The following is a 20,633-nucleotide window of genomic DNA, read 5'->3' as shown; positions in this document are numbered from 1 at the left end:
ACCGAAGAGACCATGGCCGGACATTCACAGTTCAAGAACATCATGCACCGCAAGGGTGCGGTCGACGCCAAGCGCTCCAAGATCTTCGCCAAGCTCGCCCGCGAGATCACCGTGGCCGCGAAGATGGGTCTGCCCGACCCGAAGATGAACGCGCGTCTGCGGCTCGCCATCCAGAACGCCCGCGCCGAGAACATGCCGAAGGACAATGTCGAGCGCGCCATCAAGAAGGCGATCGGCAACGACACCGAGAACTATGACGAGATCCGCTACGAGGGCTATGGCCCCGGCGGCGTCGCCGTCGTCGTCGAGGCGCTGACCGACAACCGCAACCGCACGGCGAGCGCGGTCCGGTCCTATTTCACCAAAGCGGGCGGCGCCCTCGGCGAAACCGGCTCGGTCTCCTTCATGTTCGACCATGTCGGCCAGATCACCTACAAGCCCGGCGCCGGCTCGGCCGACAAGGTGCTCGACGCGGCGATCGAGGCCGGTGCCGACGACGTCGTCAGCGACGCCGAGGGCCACGTCATCACCACCGGCTTCGAGGCGATCGGCGAAGTGTCGAAGGCGCTCGAGGAGACGCTCGGCGAGGCCGAGCAGGTGAAGGCGATCTGGCGGCCGCAGAACCTCGTTCCCGTCGACGAGGAAAAGGCGGCGAGCCTCCTGAAATTGATCGACAATCTCGAAGAGGACGACGACGTCCAGGCCGTCTACACCAATTTCGAGGTGTCGGACGAAGTGCTGCAGAAGCTCACGGCCGCCTGACCGGAAGCGGCGAGTCCGACTTCACCGTCCGGATGGCGAAATTCGAGCGGATGTCCTCGACCATCGGCAGCACGAGCAGCTTGTCGGTGAGGAAGCGCTCATAGGCGGCGAGGTCGTCGACGACGACCTCGGCCTGGAAATCCGCCTCGCCCGAGAGCATGTGGCAGGCGACGACCTCCGGCAGCGCGGCGAGCGCCTCCTGCAGGCCGACGGCGTTCTCGCGATTGTGCTTGCCGACCTTGATCGCGACAAAGACGGTCAAGGACAGGCCGAGCGCGGCGCGGTCGATCACCGCGCGATAGCCGGCGATCACGCCGGCCTCCTCGAGACGCCTGACCCGCCGCAGGCAGGGCGACGCCGACAGGCCGACCTCCTCGGCGAGATCGACATTGGCGATCCGCGCGTCGCGCTGCAGCGCCCGCAGGATGCGCAGGTCGATCGGATCGAGCTCGATGCGCGCCATCTCATCCCCCGGGTTGGCGGGGAGAGCGGCAGAAGCCGCCTCGCAACCGCCATTCGGAGGCACGGTATTGCGCGAACGCCCTTGCGTCGAGCGGAATACGCAAGGACCTGCGCCGCGCCTCCGGCCTAGGATCGGTTCGATCCCTGAGGTTCCCGCCATGGCCGCGACCCACCCCGCCCTCTCCACAGCCGCGCCCGCGGCGCCCGCCGCACCGGTGCTTCTCGGCATCGCCGCCGCGCTCGTCACGGTGTCGATCTGGGCGCTGTGGATCGTCGGCATGCGCGCCGCCTCCGTCGGTGGATTGCCGCTCGGCTGGCTCGGCCTGATGCGCTTCGGCCTCCCCGCGCTGATCCTGCTGCCCGCCTGGGGCCGGTTCGGTCCGCTGCCGAAATCCGTGCCGAAGACGACGCTGGCGCTGATGGTGCTCGGCTCCGGCGCGCCCTTCTTCCTCATCGTCGCCGCGGGAACCGGCTATGCGCCGGCGGCCGAGGTGGGCGTGCTGCTGCCCGGCACGATGCCGCTCTTCGTCGCCCTCTTCGCCGCCCTTTTCTTCGGCGAGCGGCTGTCGGCGGACCGGCTCGGCGGCTTCGTGCTGATCTTCCTCGCCATGGCGCTGATCGGCGGCGGCGCCGTCGCCGCCGGTGCCGGCTACGGCCGGCTGCTGCTGCCGCTCGGCGCGGCGCTGTGGGCGGTCTATACGCTGGCGCTGCGGCGCTCGGGTCTGCCCCCGCTCGCTGCGGCCGGCATCGTCGCCTTCTGGTCGGCCCTCCTCCTCCTGCCGCTCGCGGCCTATGAAGGCGTCGGCCCGATCCTCGCCGCCGCGCCCGGCCTCCTCTTAGCGCAGTTCGTCAGCCAGACCCTTCTCTCCGGCCTCCTCGGCCTCGTCGCCTATGGCCATGCCGTCCGCCGGCTCGGCGCGACCCGGGCGGCCGCCTTCTCCGCCCTCGCCCCGGCGCTCGCCGCACTCTTCGCCGTGCCCTTGATCGGCGAATGGCCGAGCGCCCTCGCCGTCATCGGCATCGGCGCGGCGGTGGTCGGGGTCGGCCTGGCGAGCGGCGCGCTCGGCCGCCGCGGCACGGCGCTTCCCAAGCGGGGCGCCGCGGCCTAAGCCATCGAGGATGGACACGATTCGCATTCTCGGCCTCGACCCCGGCCTCAGGCGCACCGGCTGGGGCCTCGTCGAATGCCGCGGCAATTCGCTCTCCTTCGTCGCCGCGGGCACCGTGAAGGCGCCGCTCGACGGCGAACTGGCGCACCGCTTGGTCGCCCTCCACGCCGGCATCACGGAAGTGGTCCGGTCCTACGCCCCCGACGAGGCGGCGGTCGAGCAGACCTTCGTCAACAAGGACGCCGGCGCCACGCTGAAGCTCGGCCATGCCCGCGGCATCGCCCTGCTCGTGCCGGCGCAGGCCGGCCTCGCCGTGGCGGAATATGCCCCCAATGCGGTCAAGAAGGCGATCGTCGGCGCCGGTCACGCCGAGAAGGGCCAGATCCGGCTGATGGTCCGCGTCCTGCTGCCGCGCGCCGAGTTCGACACCGACGACGCGGCCGACGCGCTCGCCATCGCCATCACCCACGCCCACCACCGCCAATCGGCGCCGGCCCGGCTCGCGGCGCTGATGCGCTGAACGGCCCTCGCTTGCCGATGTTTCCCAATTGTTCTAGGTCTGGGGCGCTCGGTGCGACTTCGGGAGACCGCCATGCGCATGACATCGAAGGGTGAGGTCACGATCCCCGAGGAGATCCGGGAACGCGCCGACCTGCGCCCCGGCGACGAGGTCCATTTCACCTTCGAGGACGGCAAGATCGTGCTCCACCCGGGTCCGCCGGGCGAGAAGCCGGGTCCGACGCGCGGGGAGCGTCTCGTTGCGGCGATCGCCGGGACCGCCACCGCCAATCGGGATCTCTCGACCGACGAGCTCATGAAGCTGCTCCGCGGCGATGACTGACACGCTCGTCGACACCAACATCTTGCTCGATGTAGTGGGGCGCGATCCGTCCTGGTTCGAATGGTCGCGCCTCAGCCTTGCCAAGGCGGCCGATGTCGGCTGGCTGGTCGTCAATCCGGTGGTCTACTCCGAACTCGCTGGAAAATACCGCAGCCGCGATGAACTCGACGAGATGCTCGATCAGCCGGGCTTCCGGCGCGAACATCTCTCGCGGGACGCCGCCTTCGCGGCCGGCGTGGCCTATGTGCAGTATCGTCGCAACGGCGGCGCGCGGACATCGCCCTTGCCCGATTTCTTCATCGGCGCGCATGCGGCGACGCGCGGCTATCGTCTCCTGACCCGCGACCGGGGCTATTACGCCCGCTATTTCCCGACCGTCGCGATCATTTCCCCGGAGCCCCTCTCGTGATCGGCAAGCTCAAGGGCGTGATCGATTCCTATGGCGACGACCATGTCGTCCTCGACGTGCAGGGCGTCGGCTATCTCGTGCATTGCTCGACCCGCACGCTGCAGGCGCTGCCCCGCCCCGGCGAGGCGGCGGCGTTGTCGATCGAGACCTATGTCCGGGAGGACATGATCCGCCTCTACGGCTTCGCCACCGATACCGAACGCGAGTGGTTCCGCCTTCTCATGACCGTGCAGGGCGTCGGTGCCAAGGTGGCGCTCGGCGTGCTGGGCGTGCTGAAGCCCGCCGAGCTCGCCTCGGCGATCGCCCTCCAGGACAAGGCGCAGATCGCCCGCGCGCCGGGCGTCGGACCGAAGGTCGCCGGCCGCATCGTCGCCGAACTGCGCGACAAGGCGCCCGCCTTCACCGGTGCCGATCCGGCCGTCGTGTCGCTGCAGGCCGATCTCGCCGAGGCGCGCGCGCCGCGGCCGGTTGCCGATGCGGTGTCGGCGCTCGTCAATCTCGGCTATCCGCAGGTCCAGGCGGGCGCGGCCGTTGCCGCCGCTGCGAAATCGGCCGGCGAGGACGCGACGACCGAGACGCTGATCCGCCTCGGCCTCAAGGAACTGGCGCGATGAGCGCGACCCCACCTGCCGCCCTGCCGCCCGAACGCGACCCGGCCGGGCCGCCCGGCCCGCCGCCGGTGCGTCCCCCCTCGCTGCTCGGCTTCCTCGTCACGCTCGCGGTGTTTGCTCTTCTCGGCCCGCCGATCGGCGGATTGGTGATCATCGTCGCGCTGTTTCTCGGCCTTTCGAACGGCATGTCGGAGCCCGAACACGTCGCGGCGATCATCGTGGTGCTCGCCGCGAGCTGGTGGATGGCCTATCCCCTCGGCGTGGTGCCGGCGCTTCTCGCCGGCCTCGCCATCGGCCTCAAGCGGCTGTGGGGTGGCGGTGCGGGCCTCGTCTTCACGCTCGCCACCGGCCTCTTCATCGGGCTGGTGATCGCCTTCGGCGTCGCCGATCTCGGCGGCGACCCCGCCCTGCACGACCTCGCGATCGGCATCGTCGCCGGCTCGACCATCGCGACGTTCTTCTGCTGGCTGCTGACCGGCGGCATCGGCCGCGCCGCCCGGCTCGCCCGCACCGCCGAGGCGCGCCGATGACCCCGCCCCGTCTCGTCTCCTCCGAGAAGCGCACCGACGACGAGGATCGCTCGCTGCGGCCGCAGGTGCTCGGCGATTTCGTCGGCCAGGCGCAGGCGCGCGCCAATCTGTCCGTCTTCATCGAGGCGGCGCGCGCCCGCACGGAGGCGCTCGACCACGTCCTCTTCGTCGGCCCGCCCGGCCTCGGCAAGACGACGCTCGCGCAGATCGTCGCGCGCGAGCTCGGCGTCAATTTCCGCGCCACCTCGGGGCCGGTGATCGCCAAGGCCGGCGATCTCGCGGCGCTGCTCACCAATCTCGAGGAGCGCGACGTTCTCTTCATCGACGAGATCCACCGCCTCAATCCGGCGGTCGAGGAGATCCTCTATCCGGCGATGGAGGATTTTCAGCTCGACCTGATCATCGGCGAGGGTCCCGCGGCACGCTCGGTGCGCATCGACCTCGCCAAGTTCACGCTGGTCGGCGCGACCACTCGCCTCGGGCTGCTGACGACGCCGCTGCGCGACCGCTTCGGCATCCCGGTTCGGCTGCAATTCTACACGGTCGACGAGCTCGAACACATCGTCGGCCGCGGTGCCCGTATTCTCGGCATCGGCATGACGCCGGACGGCGCGGCCGAGATCGCCCGCCGCTCCCGCGGCACGCCGCGCATCGCCGGCCGCCTGCTGCGCCGGGTGCGCGACTTCGCCGTCGTCGAGGGGGACGGCACGGTGACGCGAGCGGTCGCCGACCGGGCGCTCAGCCGGCTCGAGGTCGATTCGATCGGCCTCGATTCGCTCGACCGGCGCTATCTCGAGACGATCGCGCTCTCCTTCGGCGGCGGCCCCGTCGGCATCGAAACGATCGCGGCGGCGCTCTCCGAACCGCGCGACGCGATCGAGGAGATCGTCGAGCCCTTCCTGATCCAGCAGGGCTTCGTGCAGCGCACGCCGCGCGGCCGGGTGCTGACGCCGCACGCCTTCCGCCATCTCGGCCTCGCCGTGCCGCCCGGCGCCGGCACGCCGCTGCCGCTGTTCGACGACGAGACGTGAGACGCGGCCCGGCCCGATCGGCCAGCACCGCTCGACGGCGCGCCGGCCGACCCGCCGGCAAGGTTGCGGTTGGCCCGCCGCGGTCGGATCGCTACATTGACGCGACGGCGGCAAGCCCGGCCGGCGAGGACGGACCCCGCCCCTCCGGCATCGCTCGGCCACACATCGGGAGAGCCTCATGGCGACGGCGCACCGGAAGCCGGACGTGCAAAGCCCGGACCTGCGAAACGAAGGTCTCTACGAATCCGACTTTCACGCCTGGACCGAGACTCAGGCGGCGCTGATCCGCGCGGGGCGGGTCGGCGAGCTGGATCTTCCCAACATCCTCGAGGAGATCGAAAGCTTGGGCCGGGGGGAAAGACGCGAGCTCGTCAATCGGCTCACCGTTCTGATCACGCACCTGCTGAAATGGCAGTTTCAGCCGAAACGCCGCTCCAGAAGCTGGCTTGGGACGATCGTCGAGCAGAGACGGCGGATCGCGCGGCATGTTCGCGAGAACCCCAGTCTCGGGCCGTTCCTTCGCGAGGCCATGGATCTCGCCTTCGAAGATGCCGTCGCGATTGCCGCCGCGGAAACCGGCCTCGATCGGGCGCTCTTCCCCGCGAGCCTTCCCTTCACCTTCGACCAGCTCGTCGATCCCGATTTCCTTCCCGGCGACCTCTGACACTCCCGTGACCTCCGACCTCCCCGCCTCCGGCCGTCTCGCCGATGGCCTGCATCGCCTGCCGGTCCGCATCTATTTCGAGGACACGGACTTCACCGGCATCGTCTATCACGCCTCCTATCTGCGCTTCCTCGAGCGGGGGCGAACCGACTTCCTGCGCGTCCTCGGCATCCACCATTCCGATCTCGATGCCGGTGCCCATGGCGAGCCGCTCGCCTTCGTCGTCCGCCGGATGACGCTCGACTATCTGCGCCCGGCCCGCATCGACGACGTGATCCTCGTCGAGACGCGGCCTGCGGCGATCACGGGCGCGCGGATGGAGGTGGCACAGCGCATCCTCCGCGACGACACGGTGCTGATCGAGGCGGCTGTCACCGTGGTGCTCGTCGGCCGCGACGGCCGGCCGCGCCGGGTGCCGAAGGCCCTCGCCGAGCGGCTGGCGGCCGCAGCGCATTAACCATCGGTCAACCCTAACAGACCTATAAACCGGGCGTCGTGCTGCATCGCGGGAAACCGCCGGACGAGCCCTCAATTCGACAAATTTGAAGGCGAATTCACCGGCCTACACCATCCGCCGGCCCGGCGTTTGCATGGGGAGCCGCCTGCTGGCTCGGCCCACGGGCCGCCATGGCGGGGACGAAGTCGAAGAGGTCTGACGCGCATGGATCCGGTCGCATTGGGCCAGGCGGCGCTGGATGCGCCCGCCGGGTCGCTGTCCTTCATGTCCCTGTTCATGCAGGCGCACATCGTCGTGAAGCTCGTGATGATCGGGCTGATCGTCGCCTCGGTCTGGAGCTGGGCGATCATCGTCGACAAGTCGCTGCTCTACAGCCGCGTCAAGCGCCAGATGGACCGTTTCGAGAAGGTGTTCTGGTCCGGCCAGTCGCTCGAGGATCTCTACCGCTCGCTCGCCAACCGGCCGGGCAGCGCGCTCGCCGCCATCTTCGTCGCCGCGATGCGGGAATGGAAGCGCTCCTTCGAGACCGGTGCCCGCTCGCCGATCGGTCTGCAGACCCGGATCGACAAGGTGCTCGACGTGACGATCGCGCGCGAGACCGAGCGGCTCGAAAGCCGGCTGCTCTTCCTCGCCACCGTCGGCTCCGCCGGCCCGTTCATCGGCCTGTTCGGTACGGTTTGGGGCATCATGACATCCTTCCAGGCGATCGCGGCCTCGAAGAACACCTCGCTCGCGGTGGTGGCGCCCGGCATTGCGGAGGCGCTGATGGCGACGGCGCTCGGCCTCCTCGCCGCCATTCCCGCGGTCATCGCCTACAACAAGCTGTCGAGCGCCTCCTCGAAGATCGCCGGACGCATGGAGGGCTTCGCCGACGAGTTCTCCGCCATCCTGTCCCGCCAGATCGACGAAAGGGCCTGACATGGGAGCCGCCACGATGGGCGGCGGCAGGGGCGGCCGCTCCGGCCGCCGCCGGCGCCGCGCCAATGTGATGAGCGAGATCAACGTCACCCCCTTCGTCGACGTGATCCTCGTGCTCTTGATCATCTTCATGGTGTCGGCGCCGCTTCTGACCGCCGGCGTGCCGATCACCCTGCCGGAGAGTTCGGCGAAGCCGCTCTCGGCGGACAAGGATCCGATCTCGATCACCATCGACAAGGACGGCCGCGTCTTCATCCAGGAGACCGAGGTTCCGGTCGACGAAGTGGTGCCGAAACTCGAGGCGATCGCCAAGACCGGCTATGACGAGCGGATCTTCGTGCGCGGCGACACCGACGCCGTCTACGGCACGGTGATGAAGGTGATGGGTGCCATTTCGGGCGCCGGATACCGCAATCTGGGCCTCGTCACGGTCGGTTCGGACGGCTGACGCCGATGCGCGCCGGATTGGTCACCTCGGTAGCCGGCCATGTGCTCCTGGTCGTCTGGGGCCTCGTCTCCTTCCAGGGGACGAAGCCGCTCGACGCCTCGCAGATCGAAGCCATTCCGGTATCGGTGGTGCCGATCGACGAGGTGACGAGCCTCGACAAGGGCAAGAAGACGGCCGAGGTGAAGGAGAAGCCGGCGCCGAACGACCCGACGCCGAAGGAGGCCGAAAAATCGACCCCCGCGCCGAAGCCCTCCCAGCGTCCCACCCCCCCGCCGCCTCCGCCCGCCGCGGAGCCGCCGCCTCCGCCACCCGAGCCCGAGCCGACGCCGGAACCGCCCAAACCCGAGCCGCCCAAGGCCGAACCGCCGCCCGAGCCGCCCCCGCCGGAGCCGACGCCCGAACCCGCGCCGACCGAGGCCGCCGAGGCACCGAAGCCGCAGACCCCGGCACCGAAGCCGCGCGTCAAGCCGCGCCCGCCGCGGCCGGCCGAGGTCGCCGAGAAGCCGAAAGAGATCGAGCGCCCCCGCACGCCGCAGCAGCAGGCGCCCGAGACCAAGGACGACGCCTTCGACCCGGACCGGATCGCGGCCCTGCTCGACAAGCGCGAGCCGACCGGCTCGACCGCGCGCTCCGACCAGCCGGCGAGCTTCGGCGCGTCGGAGGCGGTCAATCCGTCCGCCCGCCTGTCGCAGAGCGAACTCGACGCGCTGCGTTCGCAGGTGCAGCGCTGCTGGAACGTGCCGATCGGCTGGACCGACCCGCGCGAGGTGACCGTCGTCATCCGCTTCCGCCTCAACGAGGACGGTTCGGTGAACGGCACGCCGCAGGTGATCGAGTTCCCGGCCAGCCAGTACGGCCAGGTTTCCGCCGAAAGCGCCATCCGCGCCGTGATGCGCTGCGGCCCCTATCAGCTACCCGCCGAGAAATACGACCAGTGGAGCGAAGTGCAGATGCGGTTCTCGCCGCAGGGATGAGATTGACGGACGCGGCCGACTGCGTCCACTTGTCGCCCAATTCCTCCCTCATCGAGCGCTTCAGGATCCGAGGAGCCATCACCATGACCGCATCCGCCCTTGCGAGAGGGATCGTCGCCAGGCGGCGGCCGGCCCGGCGCGGCGCGCTCCGCACCGCCGTGCTCTGCCTCGTCGCCGCCCTCCTCTCGGTGGTGGCCGGCGGCCGGCCGGCCTTCGCGCTGATCGAGCTCGACGTCACCCAGGGCAGCATCCAGCCGCTGCCGATCGCCATTCCCGCCTTCATCGGCGGCGGCGGCGAGGATGCCCAGCTCGCGGCCGACATCTCGCAGGTGATCTCGGCCAATCTGCGCCGTTCCGGCCTCTTCGCGCCGCTCGATCCCGCCTCCTTCATCGAGCGCATCACCTCCGCCGACCAGACGCCGCGCTTCCAGGACTGGCGCGTCATCGACGCGCAGGCGCTCGTCACCGGCGCGGTGATCCGCCAGCCGGACGGCAGGCTGCGCGCCGAGTTCCGGCTCTGGGACGTCTTCGCCGGCGAGCAGATGACCGGCCAGCAATTCTTCACGACGCCGGACAACTGGCGCCGCATCGCCCACATCATCTCCGACGCGATCTATGAGCGTCTGACCGGCGAGAAGGGCTATTTCGACACCCGCATCGTCTTCGTCGACGAGTCCGGCCCCAAGGACCGCCGGGTCAAGCGCCTCGCCATCATGGATCAGGACGGCGCCAATCCGCGCTATCTGACCCGCGGCAACGATCTCGTGCTGACGCCGCGCTTCAATCCGACCTCGCAGGAAATCACCTACATGGCCTATACGGCCGATCAGCCGCGGGTCTATCTGCTCAACATCGAGACCGGGCAGCGCGAGGTGGTCGGCGAGTTCCCCGGCATGACCTTTGCCCCGCGTTTCTCGCCGGATGGGCAACGCGTCGCGATGAGCCTGCAGGACGGCGGCAACGCCAACATCTACGTCCTCGACCTGCGCTCCCGCCGCACCACGCGGCTCACCAACACGGCGGCGATCGACACCAGCCCGTCCTATTCCCCCGACGGCGCCCGCATCACCTTCACGTCGGATCGCGGCGGCTCGCAGCAGATCTATGTGATGGGCGCCGACGGCTCGAACCCGCAGCGCATCTCCTTCGGCGAGGGCACCTATTCGACACCGGTCTGGTCGCCGCGCGGCGACCTGATCGCCTTCACCCGGCAGTATCAGGGCAAGTTCGCGATCGGCGTGATGAAGCCGGACGGTTCGGGCGAGCGCGTGCTGACCGAGGGCTTCCACAATGAAGGCCCGACCTGGGCGCCGAACGGCCGGGTGCTGATGTTCTTCCGCGACACGCCGGGTCCGAATGGCGGCCCGCAGCTGTGGTCGGTCGACTTGACCGGCTACAACGAATACCGCGTGCCGACGCCGGCCTTCGCCTCCGATCCGGCCTGGTCGCCGCTGATGAACTGAACGGGCGCGGCCCGATTTGGCACAGGCCGCTCGCACGGCGGAAGCCACGGAAATGTGCCGGCGGGGACACGATTCCGCCGGCTTTCCGCGCTTTTGAAGGCATGCGGCGCAGATCCGATGCGGGTCGCGGAGAGCCGTTAACCTTCGCTCAACCATGTCTCTCAACCGGTGCTTAACCAAGCGCCTGTTATGAGCGTCCCCCATGTCCGGGTATGGTGGACAAGGAGTCATCTCGATGAACGCAATTCGATCGGTTTCGCAGGGTGGGCGCTACGCGCTCCTCATCGCCGCTGCCCTGATGCTCGCCGCCTGCGCCAGCAAGCCGGGCGCGGACGCTGCGGGCGGCCTCGGCGGCGGGGCCCTCGGGGCCGGTGGCGCCGCCACCCCGGGCAGCGCGCAGGATTTCGTCGTCAATGTCGGCGACCGCGTCTTCTTCGAAACCGACCAGACGGAAGTCTCGTCGGCCGGCCGCGTCACGCTCGACCGCCAGGCGCAGTGGCTGCAGCAGTATCCGCGCTACACCGTGATCGTCGAAGGCCATGCCGACGAGCGCGGCACGCGCGAATACAATATCGGTCTCGGCGCCCGCCGGTCCTCGAACGTCAAGAACTATCTCGTTTCGCGCGGCATCAATCCGAGCCGGATCCGCACCATCTCCTACGGCAAGGAGCGCCCGGTCGCGGTCTGCAACGACATCTCCTGCTGGTCGCAGAACCGCCGCGCGGTGACGGTGCTCGACAACGCCGGCAGCTGAGCCACCCGCACCCGGACGGCGCGGATCGCGGCGGCCTTGCGGCCGCCGCTTTCGTTTCGGCGGCACGGTGCGTCAAATTTTCGTCGGAACTGCCGCCGACAATGTTAGGACAACCGCAGGGCGGATCCGAGCCGCCGCGGCCTTTGAGAACGGATCAGAGATGAAGCGATCGATCGTCTTCCTCGCGGCCGGCTTCGTCGCCCTCGCGACCTTTGCGGGCACCGCGGATGCCGGTCTGTTCGACCGCCTGCGCGGCCGCGACGGGCAGCCGCCTCAGGATGTCGGCAGCGCGCCCGCCGCGCAGTCGTCGAGTTCGGCCGAGGCGCAGTTCACCCTGCGGATCGAGCGGGTCGAGGACCAGATGCGGCTGCTCACCGGCCAGGTCGAGGAGCTGCAGCACCAGGTCCGTCAGCTGCAGGACCAGCTGAAGCGGCAGCAGGACGACGTCGAGTTCCGCCTGCAGCAGCTGGAAGGCGGCGGGGCCGCCCGTCCGCCGCAGCGCCGCGGCGAGGCTCCGGCGCACACGCCCGCCGCGCCGCCGCGGGCGGAGGCCGCCGCCTCGGCGCCGCCGCGCACCGCCGCCGCACCGACGCCCGCCCAAGGCGACGCGATCGGCTCGGTGATCGATGGCGGGCCGGGCTCGGGCGACGATCTCGGCCTCGAGCCGGTCGCGCCCGGCGGTCCCGGCACACCGCCGCGCGACCTCGGCACGCTGACGCTCGACCCCAATGCGGCGCCGCCCGCCGACGCCGGCGGTCCGATCGACCTCTCCGCGCTCGGCGCGGGCGCCGCCGCCCAGCCGGTGCGTCCCGAGGCGCCCGCCCCGACGGGCAATGCCCGGGGGGACTACGAGAACGCCTACAATCTCGTCCTGTCCGGCGATTACGCCCTCGCCGAAACCTCGTTCCGGACCTTTCTCGCGAGCTATCCCGATGACGGCCTCGCCGGCGACGCGCAGTACTGGCTCGGCGAGAGCCTCTATCAGCGCGGCGAGCTGCGCGACGCGGCGGACGAGTTCCTGACCGGCTACAAGCGCTATCCGCAGAGCGACAAGGCGCCCGACATGCTGCTGAAGCTCGGCCTGTCGCTCGCCGGCCTCAACCAGCGCGACGCCGCCTGCGCCACCTATGCGCAGACCCTGAAGCAGTATCCGAAGGCGACCAGAGCGCTCGTCGACCGGGTGCAGGCCGAACAGAAGCGTGCGAGCTGCTGACCACCGGCCGATCGACGACGCCACGCTCGCCGCGCTCTTCGCGCCGCTCGCCGGCCATCGCCGGCTCGCCCTCGCCGTTTCCGGCGGCCCCGATTCGCTCGCCCTCCTCGTCCTCGTCGATCGCTGGGCACGGAGCGGCGCCGCCCCCGCCGACCTCCTCGTCCTGACCGTCGACCACGCGCTGCGCGCCGGCTCCGCCGCCGAGGCCGCCGCGGTCGCCGCCTTCGCCGCCAGGCTCGGCCGTGCCTGCCGGGTGCTCGTGCGTCGGGGCCCCGCCCCCACCGCCGACATCGAGGCCGCCGCCCGTGCCGCGCGCTATCGCCTGCTCGCCGATGCGGCCCGCGCCGACGGCGCCGAAGCGCTCGTCACCGCCCATCACCGCGACGACCAGGCCGAGACCTTCCTGCTGCGGCTCGCCCGCGGCTCCGGCGTCTACGGCCTCGCGGCCATGCGTCCGGAGAGCCTTCACAACGGCCTGCCGCTCCTCCGCCCCCTCCTCGACCTGCCGCGCGCCCGGCTGCGCACGGCGCTCGACGGCGTCACGCTGCCGCCCGGCCTGCCGGTCGAGGATCCGCACAATACCGATCCCCGCTTCGCCCGCGCCCGGCTGCGCGCGCTGATGCCGCGGCTCGCCGCCGAGGGGTTCGACGCCGCCCGCCTCGCCGCGACGGCGCAGGCGCTCGGCCGTGCCGCCGATGCGCTGGAAGCGGTCGCCGACCGGCTGATCGCCGGTCATGTCGCGGTCGACTTCGCCGCCGCCGTCGCGCTCGATGCGGCCGCCTGGGCGGAAGCGCCGGACGAGATCGGGCTACGCGTGCTCGCGCGGATCCTGCGGGCCGCCGGCGGCGGCGCGGTGGTGCCGCGGCTCGACCGGCTCGAACGGCTCGATGCGGCGATGCGCGCGGCCCTCGCCGGCGCGCCGCTCTCCCGCACGCTCGCCGGGCTGCACGTCGAGCACGGGAACGGTGTCTTCCGCTTCTCCCGCGAAGCCGGCCGGGCGGGCCTTTCGACGCAGCCGGTCGCCGGTCGATGCGAGCTGGTCTGGGACGGCCGCTTCGCGATGGCCATCGATGTGCCGGAAGGGCTCGCCGGCCCGACCCTCGGCCCGCTCGGACCCGATGGCCGCCGGGCGCTCGCCGGCCTTCTGCCCGCCGCACCGCGCCGGGCGATCGAGACCCTGCCGACGCTGCGCCTTCGAGAACGCATCCTCGCGGTCGGCGGCCTCGGCGTGCTCGCCGGCGGGGAGACCGCGGCCTTCGCCTTCGAAGCGCGCCCGATCGTCGCCGCGCGGCTCGCGGAACGCCCCCCGGAGACGGGTGTTTGACCCGAAGACAGCCTCGCACATCCTATTTTCCGCAAGATCACGCGGAATGCTCGGCTTCACTTCACCGGCCCGTCCACCTATCTTAGAGGCCAACAGGGGCTTCGGCCCCAACGCTCAGGGATCGCGATGAACCCGAACTTCCGCAATTTCGCCCTGTGGGTCATCATCGGCCTGCTTCTGATCGCGCTGTTCAATCTGTTCCAGGCGCCGGGTCCGCGCATCTCGGGCAGCGACATCACCTATTCCCAGTTCCTTTCGGAAGTGGAGGGCGGCCGGGTCCGGCAGGTGACGATCTCCGGCCAGCAGATCACCGGCGCCTTCAACGACAACACCCAGTTCCAGACCTACGCGCCGGACGATCCAGACCTCGTCAAGCGGCTCGAGGCGCGCAACGTCACGATCGCGGCGAAGCCGCTGACGGACGGCGGCACCTCGCTGATCGGCGTGCTGATCTCCTGGTTCCCGATGTTCCTGATCCTCGCCGTCTGGATCTTCTTCATGCGGCAGATGCAGGGCTCCGGCGGCAAGGCGATGGGCTTCGGCAAGTCGAAGGCGAAGCTCCTCACCGAGGCGCATGGCCGCGTCACCTTCGAGGATGTCGCCGGCATCGACGAGGCGAAGGAAGACCTGCAGGAAATCGTCGAATTCCTGCGCGATCCGCAGAAGTTCCAGCGCCTCGGCGGACGGATTCCGCGCGGCGTGCTGCTCGTCGGTCCGCCGGGCACCGGCAAGACGCTGACCGCGCGCGCCGTCGCCGGCGAGGCGAACGTGCCCTTCTTCACGATCTCGGGCTCCGACTTCGTCGAGATGTTCGTCGGCGTCGGCGCGAGCCGTGTCCGCGACATGTTCGAGCAGGCGAAGAAGAACGCGCCCTGCATCATCTTCATCGACGAGATCGACGCGGTCGGCCGGCATCGTGGCGCCGGGCTCGGCGGCGGCAATGACGAGCGTGAGCAGACGCTCAACCAGCTGCTCGTCGAGATGGACGGTTTCGAGCCGAACGAAGGCATCATCATCATCGCCGCGACCAACCGGCCGGACGTGCTCGACCCGGCGCTGCTGCGCCCCGGCCGCTTCGACCGGCAGGTCGTCGTCCCCAATCCGGACGTCGTCGGCCGCGAGAAGATCCTGAAGGTTCACGCCCGCAAGGTGCCGCTCGCGCCCGATGTCGACCTCAAGGTGCTCGCCCGCGGCACGCCCGGCTTTTCGGGCGCCGACCTGATGAACCTCGTCAACGAGGCCGCGCTGATGGCCGCCCGGCGCAACAAGCGCATGGTGACGATGGCGGAGTTCGAGGACGCCAAGGACAAGGTGATGATGGGCGCCGAACGGCGCACCCTCGTGATGACGGAAGACGAGAAGCGGCTGACCGCCTATCACGAGGCCGGCCACGCCATCGTCGCGTTGAACGTTCCGGCGACCGACCCGGTGCACAAGGCGACGATCATCCCGCGCGGCCGCGCCCTCGGCATGGTCATGCAGCTTCCCGAGCGCGACAAGCTCTCGATGAGCTATCAGCAGATGACCTCGCGCCTCGCCATCATGATGGGGGGCCGCATCGCCGAGGAGATGATCTTCGGTGCCGAGCGGGTCACCTCGGGCGCCGCCTCGGATATCGAGCAGGCGACCCGGCTCGCCCGCGCCATGGTCACCCGCTGGGGCTTCTCGAAGGAGCTCGGCACGGTCGCCTATGGCGAGAACCAGGAGGAGGTGTTCCTCGGCCACTCGGTGTCGCGGACCCAGAACATCTCCGAGGAGACCTCGCAGAAGATCGACGCCGAAATCCGCCGGCTGGTGGAGATGGGTCTCGAGGAGGCGCGCCGCATCCTGACCGAGAAGCACGCCGATCTCGAGACGCTCGCGCAGGGCCTGCTCGAATACGAGACGCTGTCGGGCGAGGAGATCCGCGGCCTGCTCGCCGGCAAGCCGCCGCTGCGCGATTCGGGCGACGATCAGCCGCCGACCCGCGCCTCGGTCGTTCCGGTGACGAAGGGCCGGCCGAAGGGCGACGAGCCCGAACAGGGCCTGGAGCCCCAGCCTCAGGCCTGATCGGCCCACCCACCGTCACGACCGCTTCGCCGCCCGCGCCCTCCGCGCGGGCGGTTTCGTTTCCGGCCGGCCTCAGGCCATGCCGAGCGCGTTCTTGTAGAGTTCGAGGATCGCCTCCTCCTCCTCGCGCTCATTGGCGTCCTTCTTGCGGAGCGCCACGATGCGCTTCACGGCCTTGGTGTCGTAGCCGCGGCCCTTGAGCTCCGCATAGACATCCTTGATGTCGTCGGCGATGCCCTTCTTCTCCTCCTCGAGCCGCTCGATGCGCTCGACGAACTGGCGCAGTTCCGCAGCGGCGACGCCGCCGGGGTTGGAGGTCTCGTCGGCCATGAATGGAAATCCTCTGTTCGGCGAACCGGTCGGCGTGAGTGCCCGATCGCGGCCCCTCGGTCAATGGTCCGGGCGGCGGGCGGCGAAGGCGGCCTGCGCGTCGGCGCTCGCCTCCTTCTGGTGGAGCGCCCGCCATTCGTCATAGGGCATGCCATAGACGACCTCGCGCGCCGCCGCCTTGTCGAGGGGGAGGCCGCGCTCTGTGGCGGCGTCCTGGTACCAGTTGGCGAGGCAGTTGCGGCAGAAGCCGGCGAGGTTCATCAGGTCGATGTTCTGCACGTCGCTGCGGCTGGCGAGATGGGCGAGGAGGCGCCGGAAGGCGGCCGCCTCGAGCGCGGTGCGGGTCTCGTCGTCGATGTCCATGATCGTCCTCTCTAATCGTCCCGCGGCGTCACCGGCCCGCTGCGCGAGCCGAACCAGCGCCGCTCGGCGAGGTCCGGCGCGAAGCGGATCGCGGCGAGCGCCGCGGCGATCCGCGCCACCCAGGCGGCGACGCCGTCCGCCTCCGCAACGAGGTCCTGCCGCAGCTCGATGAGCGCGTTAGGCAGGCCGCGCCGGGTCGCGTGGCGATAGAGCACATCGCCGGCGAGCGCTCCGTCATAGGGCTCGTTGTCGCCGACCGCCATCGTGCCGTCGGCGCCGAGCGCATCGACGAGCGGCCGGGCGAGGCGCGGATCGGCGTCCCACAATATGCCGGCGTGCCAGGGCCGCGGCACGCCCTTCCACACCGGCGTGAAGGAATGGATCGAGACGATCGAGGGCACCCGGCCGCTGCCGAGCGCGGCGCGCACGGTGCGGCCGATCGCCTCGTCATAGGGCGTCCAGAACCGCGCGATCCGGCGCGTCCGCTCTTCCGCATCGGCCCGCGCATTGCCGGGCACAACGGCGCCGTCGGAGAGCCGCATCAACAGCGTCGGATCGTCCGTGCCGCGATTGGGATCGATGACGAGGCGCGAGAAGCGCGACAGGACGGCCGGCGCCCCGAAACGGGCGGCGAGCCCGCGCGTCACCGCTTCCGCACCGATGTCGAAGGCGATGTGGCGGCGAAACTCGGCCGCCGGCAGGCCGAGATCGCCATAGTCGGGCGGCACGATCGCGGTCGCGTGGTCGCACAGAAAGACGAGCCCCGAACCGGCGTCGCCGGCGAGGATCTCGAAGGCCTCCGCATGCTGCGCCATGACCGGCACGGCCGGGGGATCGGCGGCGCCGCGGCCGGCGGGTTCGAAACGGTCGAGCATGGCGCGGATGATAGTGACGGCGCGGCGGCGCTGCCATAGGAATGTGGACCCCAATCCGGACGTCCCCCTTGGCCTCATCGCCCGCCTCTTCGCCTGCTGCCGCGCCGGCCGCCGGCCACTCCGCCCTCCCCTTCCTCGCGCTGGTGCTCGGCGCCGTGGCGATGGGCATCTCCCCGGTCTTCGTCCGGCTCGCCGATATCGGACCGTTCGCCAGCGCCTTCTGGCGCGTCGCCGGCGCCCTGCCCGTGCTCGCCGTCTGGGCGTTCGCCGAGGCGCGGCATGCCGGACGGCCGGCGGCCTCGATCCTGCGCTTCGACGGCGCGGTGCTCGCCGCGGGCCTTTTCTTTGCCGGCGACCTCTTCTTCTGGCACCTCGCGATCATGAACACGACGGTCGCGAACGCCACCTTCCTCGCGACGATGATGCCGGTCTGGGTGGTGCTCGGCTCGGCGCTCGTGCTCAAGGAGCGCGTCGGCGGGATGGTGCTCGTCGGGCTCGCCTTCTGCCTCGGCGGCGCGGCGGCGCTCGTCGGCGCGACGATCGGCTTCGCCCCGGAGCGGCTCGCCGGCGACGTCTACGGCATCGTCACCTCGGCCTTTTTCGGCGCCTATGTGCTCGCCGTGCGCCGCGCCCGGGCGCGGCACGGCGCCGCGGCGATCACCTTGATGTCGACCCTCGTGACGAGCATCGTCCTCCTCGCCGTCGCGCTCGCGCTCGAGGATCGCATCCTGCCCGCGAGCCCCGCCGGCTGGGCGGCGGTCGCCGCGCTCGCCTTCGTCAGCCATTCCGGCGGCCAGGGCCTGCTCGCCTTCGCCCTCGGCCACCTGCCCGCCGCCTTCTCCTCCCTCGTGATCTTCCTCGAGGCGATCGCCGCGGCGCTGTTCGGCTGGCTGTTCCTCGCCGAGCCGATCGGCATCGCCCAGGCCGCCGGCGGCGCGCTGATCCTCGTCGGCATCTATGTCGCCCGGCCGAGGCGTACGACATGAGCCCCCCGCGGGGCGTCATGATGATGCCGCGTTCGCCCTTGAAAACCGCGGCATCGTGCGGTCGGCGCGGCCCGCCCCGGGCGGTCTCGCGGTTGACAGCGCGAAAGGGGTAACGCCATAAGTCTTCGAAATTTGTATCAACGGTTCATGACCGCATCGATCCGATTCGGCAGCAAGCTCACATCAGGCGCCGGGGCGGCGATGATCGCCGCGTTCGCCTTTCTTGCCTTTCCCGTCACGCCGGCCCACGCCGATCTGCGTCTGTGCAACAAGACGACGAGCCGCGTCGGCGTCGCCATCGGCTATAAGGAGCGGCAGCGCTGGACCACCGAAGGATGGTGGAACGTCGCCGCCAACACCTGCGAGACGCTCGTCTCGGGTACGCTGGTGTCACGCTATTATTACGTCTATGCGGTCGACTACGACCTGGGGGGCGAATGGAGCGGGAAGTATACAATGTGCACCCGCGACCGCATGTTCACGATCGAGGGGATCGAGGACTGCATCGCTCGGGGTTATGATCGCGCCGGCTTCTTCGAGGTCGACACGGGTGAACAGACGAGCTGGACGGTCCAGTTGACCGAGCCGACACAGCAGGGGAACGGGGCCCGATGAGACGTTCGCGTAAAGTGAAGATTCTGGCGACGCTGGGACCCGCCTCCTCGGAGAAGGCGACCATCACCGCCCTGTTCCATGCCGGGGCGGACGTCTTCCGCATCAATATGAGCCACACGCCGCACGACAAGCTGCGTGAGCTGGTGCGCACGATCCGTCAGATCGAGAGCGAGGTCGGCCGGCCGATCGGCATCCTCGCCGATCTGCAGGGTCCGAAGCTGCGGCTCGGCACCTTCACCGACAAGGCGGTCGACATCATCGTCGGCCAGCAATTCGTCCTCGATTCGGACCCGACCCCCGGCAATGCCGAGCGCGTCTTCCTGCCGCATCCGGAGATCCTCGAGGCGCTGCAACCCGGCCATCGGCTGCTGATCGACGACGGCAAGGTGCGCATGCGCGTGCTGTCCTGCGACGGCAAGCGGGCGGTGACGACGATCGAGGTCGGCGTCAAGGTCTCCGACCGCAAGGGCGTCAGCGTCCCCGACACGACGATCGGCACCGGCGCGCTGACCGAGAAGGACCGCTCCGATCTCGACGCCGCGCTCGAGGCGGATGTCGACTGGATCGCCCTGTCCTTCATCCAGCGCCCCGAGGACGTCGCCGAGGTGCGCAAGATCACCCGCGGCCGCGCCGGCGTGATGTCGAAGATCGAGAAGCCGCAGGCGGTCGCCCGCATCGACGAGATCATCGAGATCTCGGATGCGCTGATGGTCGCGCGCGGCGATCTCGGCGTCGAGATGCCGCTCGAGAAGGTGCCGGGCATCCAGAAGCAGCTGACCCGCGCCGCCCGCCGCGCCGGCAAGCCGGTGGTCGTCGCCACCCAGATGCTCGAATCGATGATCACCGCCCCGGTGCCGACGCGCGCCGAGGTGTCGGACGTCGCGACCGCGGTGTTCGAGGGCGCCGACGCGATCATGCTCTCGGCGGAAAGCGCCGCCGGCGCCTTCCCCGTCGAGGCCGTGTCGACGATGGACCGCATCGCCCAGGAGGTCGAGCGGGACGCGCTGCACAAGAACATCATGCACGCCCAGCGCACCGAGCCCGAGGCGACCGGCGCCGACGCGATCTCCGCCGCCGCGCGCCAGATCGCCGAAACGCTCAATCTGGCGGCGATCTGCTGCTACACCTCGTCGGGCGGGACCGGACTGCGCGCCGCGCGCGAACGGCCCGAAATGCCGATCATCGCGCTGTCGCCGGTCGTCAACACGGTGCGCCGCCTGTCTCTCGTCTGGGGACTGCACTGCGTGCTGTCGGAGGACGCGCGCGATCACGACGACATGGTCGACCGCGCCTGCCGCGTCGCCCACGAAGCCGGTCTCGCCAAGCCCGGCCAGCGGGTCATCATCACCGCGGGCGTTCCGCTCGGCACGCCCGGCGCTACCAACATGCTGCGCATCGCCTTCGTCGGCAGCGACGGCCGCTCGGGCGTCTGAAGCCGAGGCCCG

At 70.2% G+C, this 20,633-nt stretch carries 25 protein-coding genes; 21 read left to right on the top strand and 4 right to left on the bottom strand.

All coding sequences use genetic code 11. The features are described 5' to 3' along the window. Nucleotides 1-12 precede the first annotated feature (12 nt). Entirely contained in the window at nucleotides 13-762 is a 750-nt protein-coding gene (locus GGQ63_RS08275) for a YebC/PmpR family DNA-binding transcriptional regulator (RefSeq protein WP_183854578.1), read from the top strand. On the opposite strand, the gene GGQ63_RS08270 is transcribed toward GGQ63_RS08275, so the two are convergent. Then, the gene (locus GGQ63_RS08270; RefSeq protein ID WP_183854576.1) at nucleotides 749-1,225 is read right to left on the bottom strand and encodes an Lrp/AsnC family transcriptional regulator; all 477 of its coding nucleotides are present in this window, start codon (nucleotides 1,223-1,225) and stop codon (nucleotides 749-751) included. The genes GGQ63_RS08275 and GGQ63_RS08270 overlap by 14 nt on opposite strands. Nucleotides 1,226-1,382: 157 nt before the next feature. On the opposite strand from GGQ63_RS08270, the gene GGQ63_RS08265 reads away from it, so the two are divergent. From GGQ63_RS08265 to ftsH, 17 genes are all read left to right on the top strand, one after another. After that, nucleotides 1,383-2,333, top strand: a complete 951-nt coding sequence (locus GGQ63_RS08265) for a DMT family transporter (RefSeq protein WP_183854574.1) — start codon at nucleotides 1,383-1,385, stop codon at nucleotides 2,331-2,333. Between the two features lie 10 nt (nucleotides 2,334-2,343). Beyond that, a complete protein-coding gene (gene ruvC, locus GGQ63_RS08260; RefSeq protein WP_183854572.1) occupies nucleotides 2,344-2,853 on the top strand; it encodes a crossover junction endodeoxyribonuclease RuvC in 510 nt (169 codons plus the stop codon). 72 nt (nucleotides 2,854-2,925) lie between these two features. Beyond that, nucleotides 2,926-3,174 carry an AbrB/MazE/SpoVT family DNA-binding domain-containing protein gene (locus tag GGQ63_RS08255; protein WP_183854570.1) on the top strand — a complete coding sequence of 83 codons (249 nt, stop codon included), beginning with the start codon at nucleotides 2,926-2,928 and terminating at the stop codon, nucleotides 3,172-3,174. Beyond that, nucleotides 3,167-3,583, top strand: coding sequence for a type II toxin-antitoxin system VapC family toxin (locus GGQ63_RS08250; RefSeq protein WP_183854568.1), 417 nt, complete (start codon nucleotides 3,167-3,169; stop codon nucleotides 3,581-3,583). The genes GGQ63_RS08255 and GGQ63_RS08250 overlap by 8 nt, the downstream gene beginning before the upstream one ends. Then, nucleotides 3,580-4,197: a Holliday junction branch migration protein RuvA gene (gene ruvA, locus GGQ63_RS08245; protein ID WP_183854566.1), complete on the top strand. Its 618-nt coding sequence runs from the start codon at nucleotides 3,580-3,582 to the stop codon at nucleotides 4,195-4,197. Before GGQ63_RS08250 ends, ruvA begins: the two co-directional genes overlap by 4 nt. Beyond that, a complete protein-coding gene (locus tag GGQ63_RS08240) occupies nucleotides 4,194-4,724 on the top strand; it encodes a hypothetical protein (protein ID WP_183854564.1) in 531 nt (176 codons plus the stop codon). Before ruvA ends, GGQ63_RS08240 begins: the two co-directional genes overlap by 4 nt. Beyond that, the gene (ruvB, locus tag GGQ63_RS08235; RefSeq protein ID WP_183854562.1) at nucleotides 4,721-5,755 is read left to right on the top strand and encodes a Holliday junction branch migration DNA helicase RuvB; all 1,035 of its coding nucleotides are present in this window, start codon (nucleotides 4,721-4,723) and stop codon (nucleotides 5,753-5,755) included. Before GGQ63_RS08240 ends, ruvB begins: the two co-directional genes overlap by 4 nt. 178 nt (nucleotides 5,756-5,933) lie before the next feature. Then, on the top strand, nucleotides 5,934-6,419 hold the full coding sequence (locus tag GGQ63_RS08230) for a DUF29 domain-containing protein (protein ID WP_183854560.1): 486 nt from the start codon (nucleotides 5,934-5,936) through the stop codon (nucleotides 6,417-6,419). Between the two features lie 7 nt (nucleotides 6,420-6,426). Further along, entirely contained in the window at nucleotides 6,427-6,876 is a 450-nt protein-coding gene (ybgC, locus tag GGQ63_RS08225; RefSeq protein WP_343061114.1) for a tol-pal system-associated acyl-CoA thioesterase, read from the top strand. A 219-nt stretch (nucleotides 6,877-7,095) separates the two neighbouring features. Then, nucleotides 7,096-7,794, top strand: coding sequence for a protein TolQ (tolQ, locus tag GGQ63_RS08220; RefSeq protein WP_183855390.1), 699 nt, complete (start codon nucleotides 7,096-7,098; stop codon nucleotides 7,792-7,794). A 1-nt stretch (nucleotide 7,795) separates the two neighbouring features. After that, nucleotides 7,796-8,242, top strand: a complete 447-nt coding sequence (locus GGQ63_RS08215) for an ExbD/TolR family protein (RefSeq protein WP_183854556.1) — start codon at nucleotides 7,796-7,798, stop codon at nucleotides 8,240-8,242. 5 nt (nucleotides 8,243-8,247) lie between these two features. After that, on the top strand, nucleotides 8,248-9,216 hold the full coding sequence (locus GGQ63_RS08210; RefSeq protein ID WP_183854555.1) for a cell envelope biogenesis protein TolA: 969 nt from the start codon (nucleotides 8,248-8,250) through the stop codon (nucleotides 9,214-9,216). A gap of 83 nt (nucleotides 9,217-9,299) precedes the next feature. Continuing rightward, nucleotides 9,300-10,679 carry a Tol-Pal system beta propeller repeat protein TolB gene (gene tolB / locus GGQ63_RS08205; protein WP_183854553.1) on the top strand — a complete coding sequence of 460 codons (1,380 nt, stop codon included), beginning with the start codon at nucleotides 9,300-9,302 and terminating at the stop codon, nucleotides 10,677-10,679. Nucleotides 10,680-10,914: 235 nt separating this feature from the next. Further along, entirely contained in the window at nucleotides 10,915-11,433 is a 519-nt protein-coding gene (gene pal / locus GGQ63_RS08200) for a peptidoglycan-associated lipoprotein Pal (protein WP_183854551.1), read from the top strand. A 160-nt stretch (nucleotides 11,434-11,593) separates the two neighbouring features. Next, nucleotides 11,594-12,646: a tol-pal system protein YbgF gene (ybgF, locus tag GGQ63_RS08195; RefSeq protein WP_183854549.1), complete on the top strand. Its 1,053-nt coding sequence runs from the start codon at nucleotides 11,594-11,596 to the stop codon at nucleotides 12,644-12,646. Next, nucleotides 12,633-13,970 (top strand): tRNA lysidine(34) synthetase TilS, encoded by a 1,338-nt coding sequence (tilS, locus tag GGQ63_RS08190; protein WP_183854547.1) that lies wholly within the window; start codon nucleotides 12,633-12,635, stop codon nucleotides 13,968-13,970. Before ybgF ends, tilS begins: the two co-directional genes overlap by 14 nt. 126 nt (nucleotides 13,971-14,096) lie before the next feature. Continuing rightward, complete coding sequence (ftsH, locus tag GGQ63_RS08185; protein ID WP_183854539.1) at nucleotides 14,097-16,019, top strand: ATP-dependent zinc metalloprotease FtsH; 1,923 nt, start codon at nucleotides 14,097-14,099, stop codon at nucleotides 16,017-16,019. Between the two features lie 72 nt (nucleotides 16,020-16,091). On the opposite strand, the gene GGQ63_RS08180 is transcribed toward ftsH, so the two are convergent. From GGQ63_RS08180 to GGQ63_RS08170, 3 genes are read right to left on the bottom strand one after another with little or no spacing between them, the layout of a single operon-like run. Continuing rightward, nucleotides 16,092-16,349 carry a DUF2312 domain-containing protein gene (locus GGQ63_RS08180; RefSeq protein WP_183854530.1) on the bottom strand — a complete coding sequence of 86 codons (258 nt, stop codon included), beginning with the start codon at nucleotides 16,347-16,349 and terminating at the stop codon, nucleotides 16,092-16,094. Nucleotides 16,350-16,409: 60 nt separating this feature from the next. Further along, a complete protein-coding gene (locus GGQ63_RS08175) occupies nucleotides 16,410-16,712 on the bottom strand; it encodes a DUF1244 domain-containing protein (protein ID WP_183854528.1) in 303 nt (100 codons plus the stop codon). Nucleotides 16,713-16,723: 11 nt separating this feature from the next. Then, nucleotides 16,724-17,527, bottom strand: coding sequence for an N-formylglutamate amidohydrolase (locus GGQ63_RS08170; RefSeq protein ID WP_183855388.1), 804 nt, complete (start codon nucleotides 17,525-17,527; stop codon nucleotides 16,724-16,726). A gap of 128 nt (nucleotides 17,528-17,655) precedes the next feature. Here GGQ63_RS08170 and GGQ63_RS08165 point away from each other — a divergent pair, with 128 nt between their 5' ends. From GGQ63_RS08165 to pyk, 3 genes are all read left to right on the top strand, one after another. Then, nucleotides 17,656-18,573 (top strand): DMT family transporter, encoded by a 918-nt coding sequence (locus GGQ63_RS08165; protein ID WP_246429686.1) that lies wholly within the window; start codon nucleotides 17,656-17,658, stop codon nucleotides 18,571-18,573. A gap of 201 nt (nucleotides 18,574-18,774) precedes the next feature. Then, a complete protein-coding gene (locus tag GGQ63_RS08160) occupies nucleotides 18,775-19,188 on the top strand; it encodes a DUF1036 domain-containing protein (protein ID WP_246429712.1) in 414 nt (137 codons plus the stop codon). After that, complete coding sequence (gene pyk / locus GGQ63_RS08155) at nucleotides 19,185-20,621, top strand: pyruvate kinase (RefSeq protein ID WP_183854522.1); 1,437 nt, start codon at nucleotides 19,185-19,187, stop codon at nucleotides 20,619-20,621. The genes GGQ63_RS08160 and pyk overlap by 4 nt, the downstream gene beginning before the upstream one ends. Nucleotides 20,622-20,633: the final 12 nt, after the last annotated feature.

The sequence above is a fragment of the Prosthecomicrobium pneumaticum genome, assembly GCF_014199915.1.
Lineage (GTDB): Bacteria > Pseudomonadota > Alphaproteobacteria > Rhizobiales > Kaistiaceae > Prosthecomicrobium > Prosthecomicrobium pneumaticum.
Note: the sequence above shows the minus strand (reverse complement) of the source record. Positions and strands in the feature narration are given on the sequence as shown.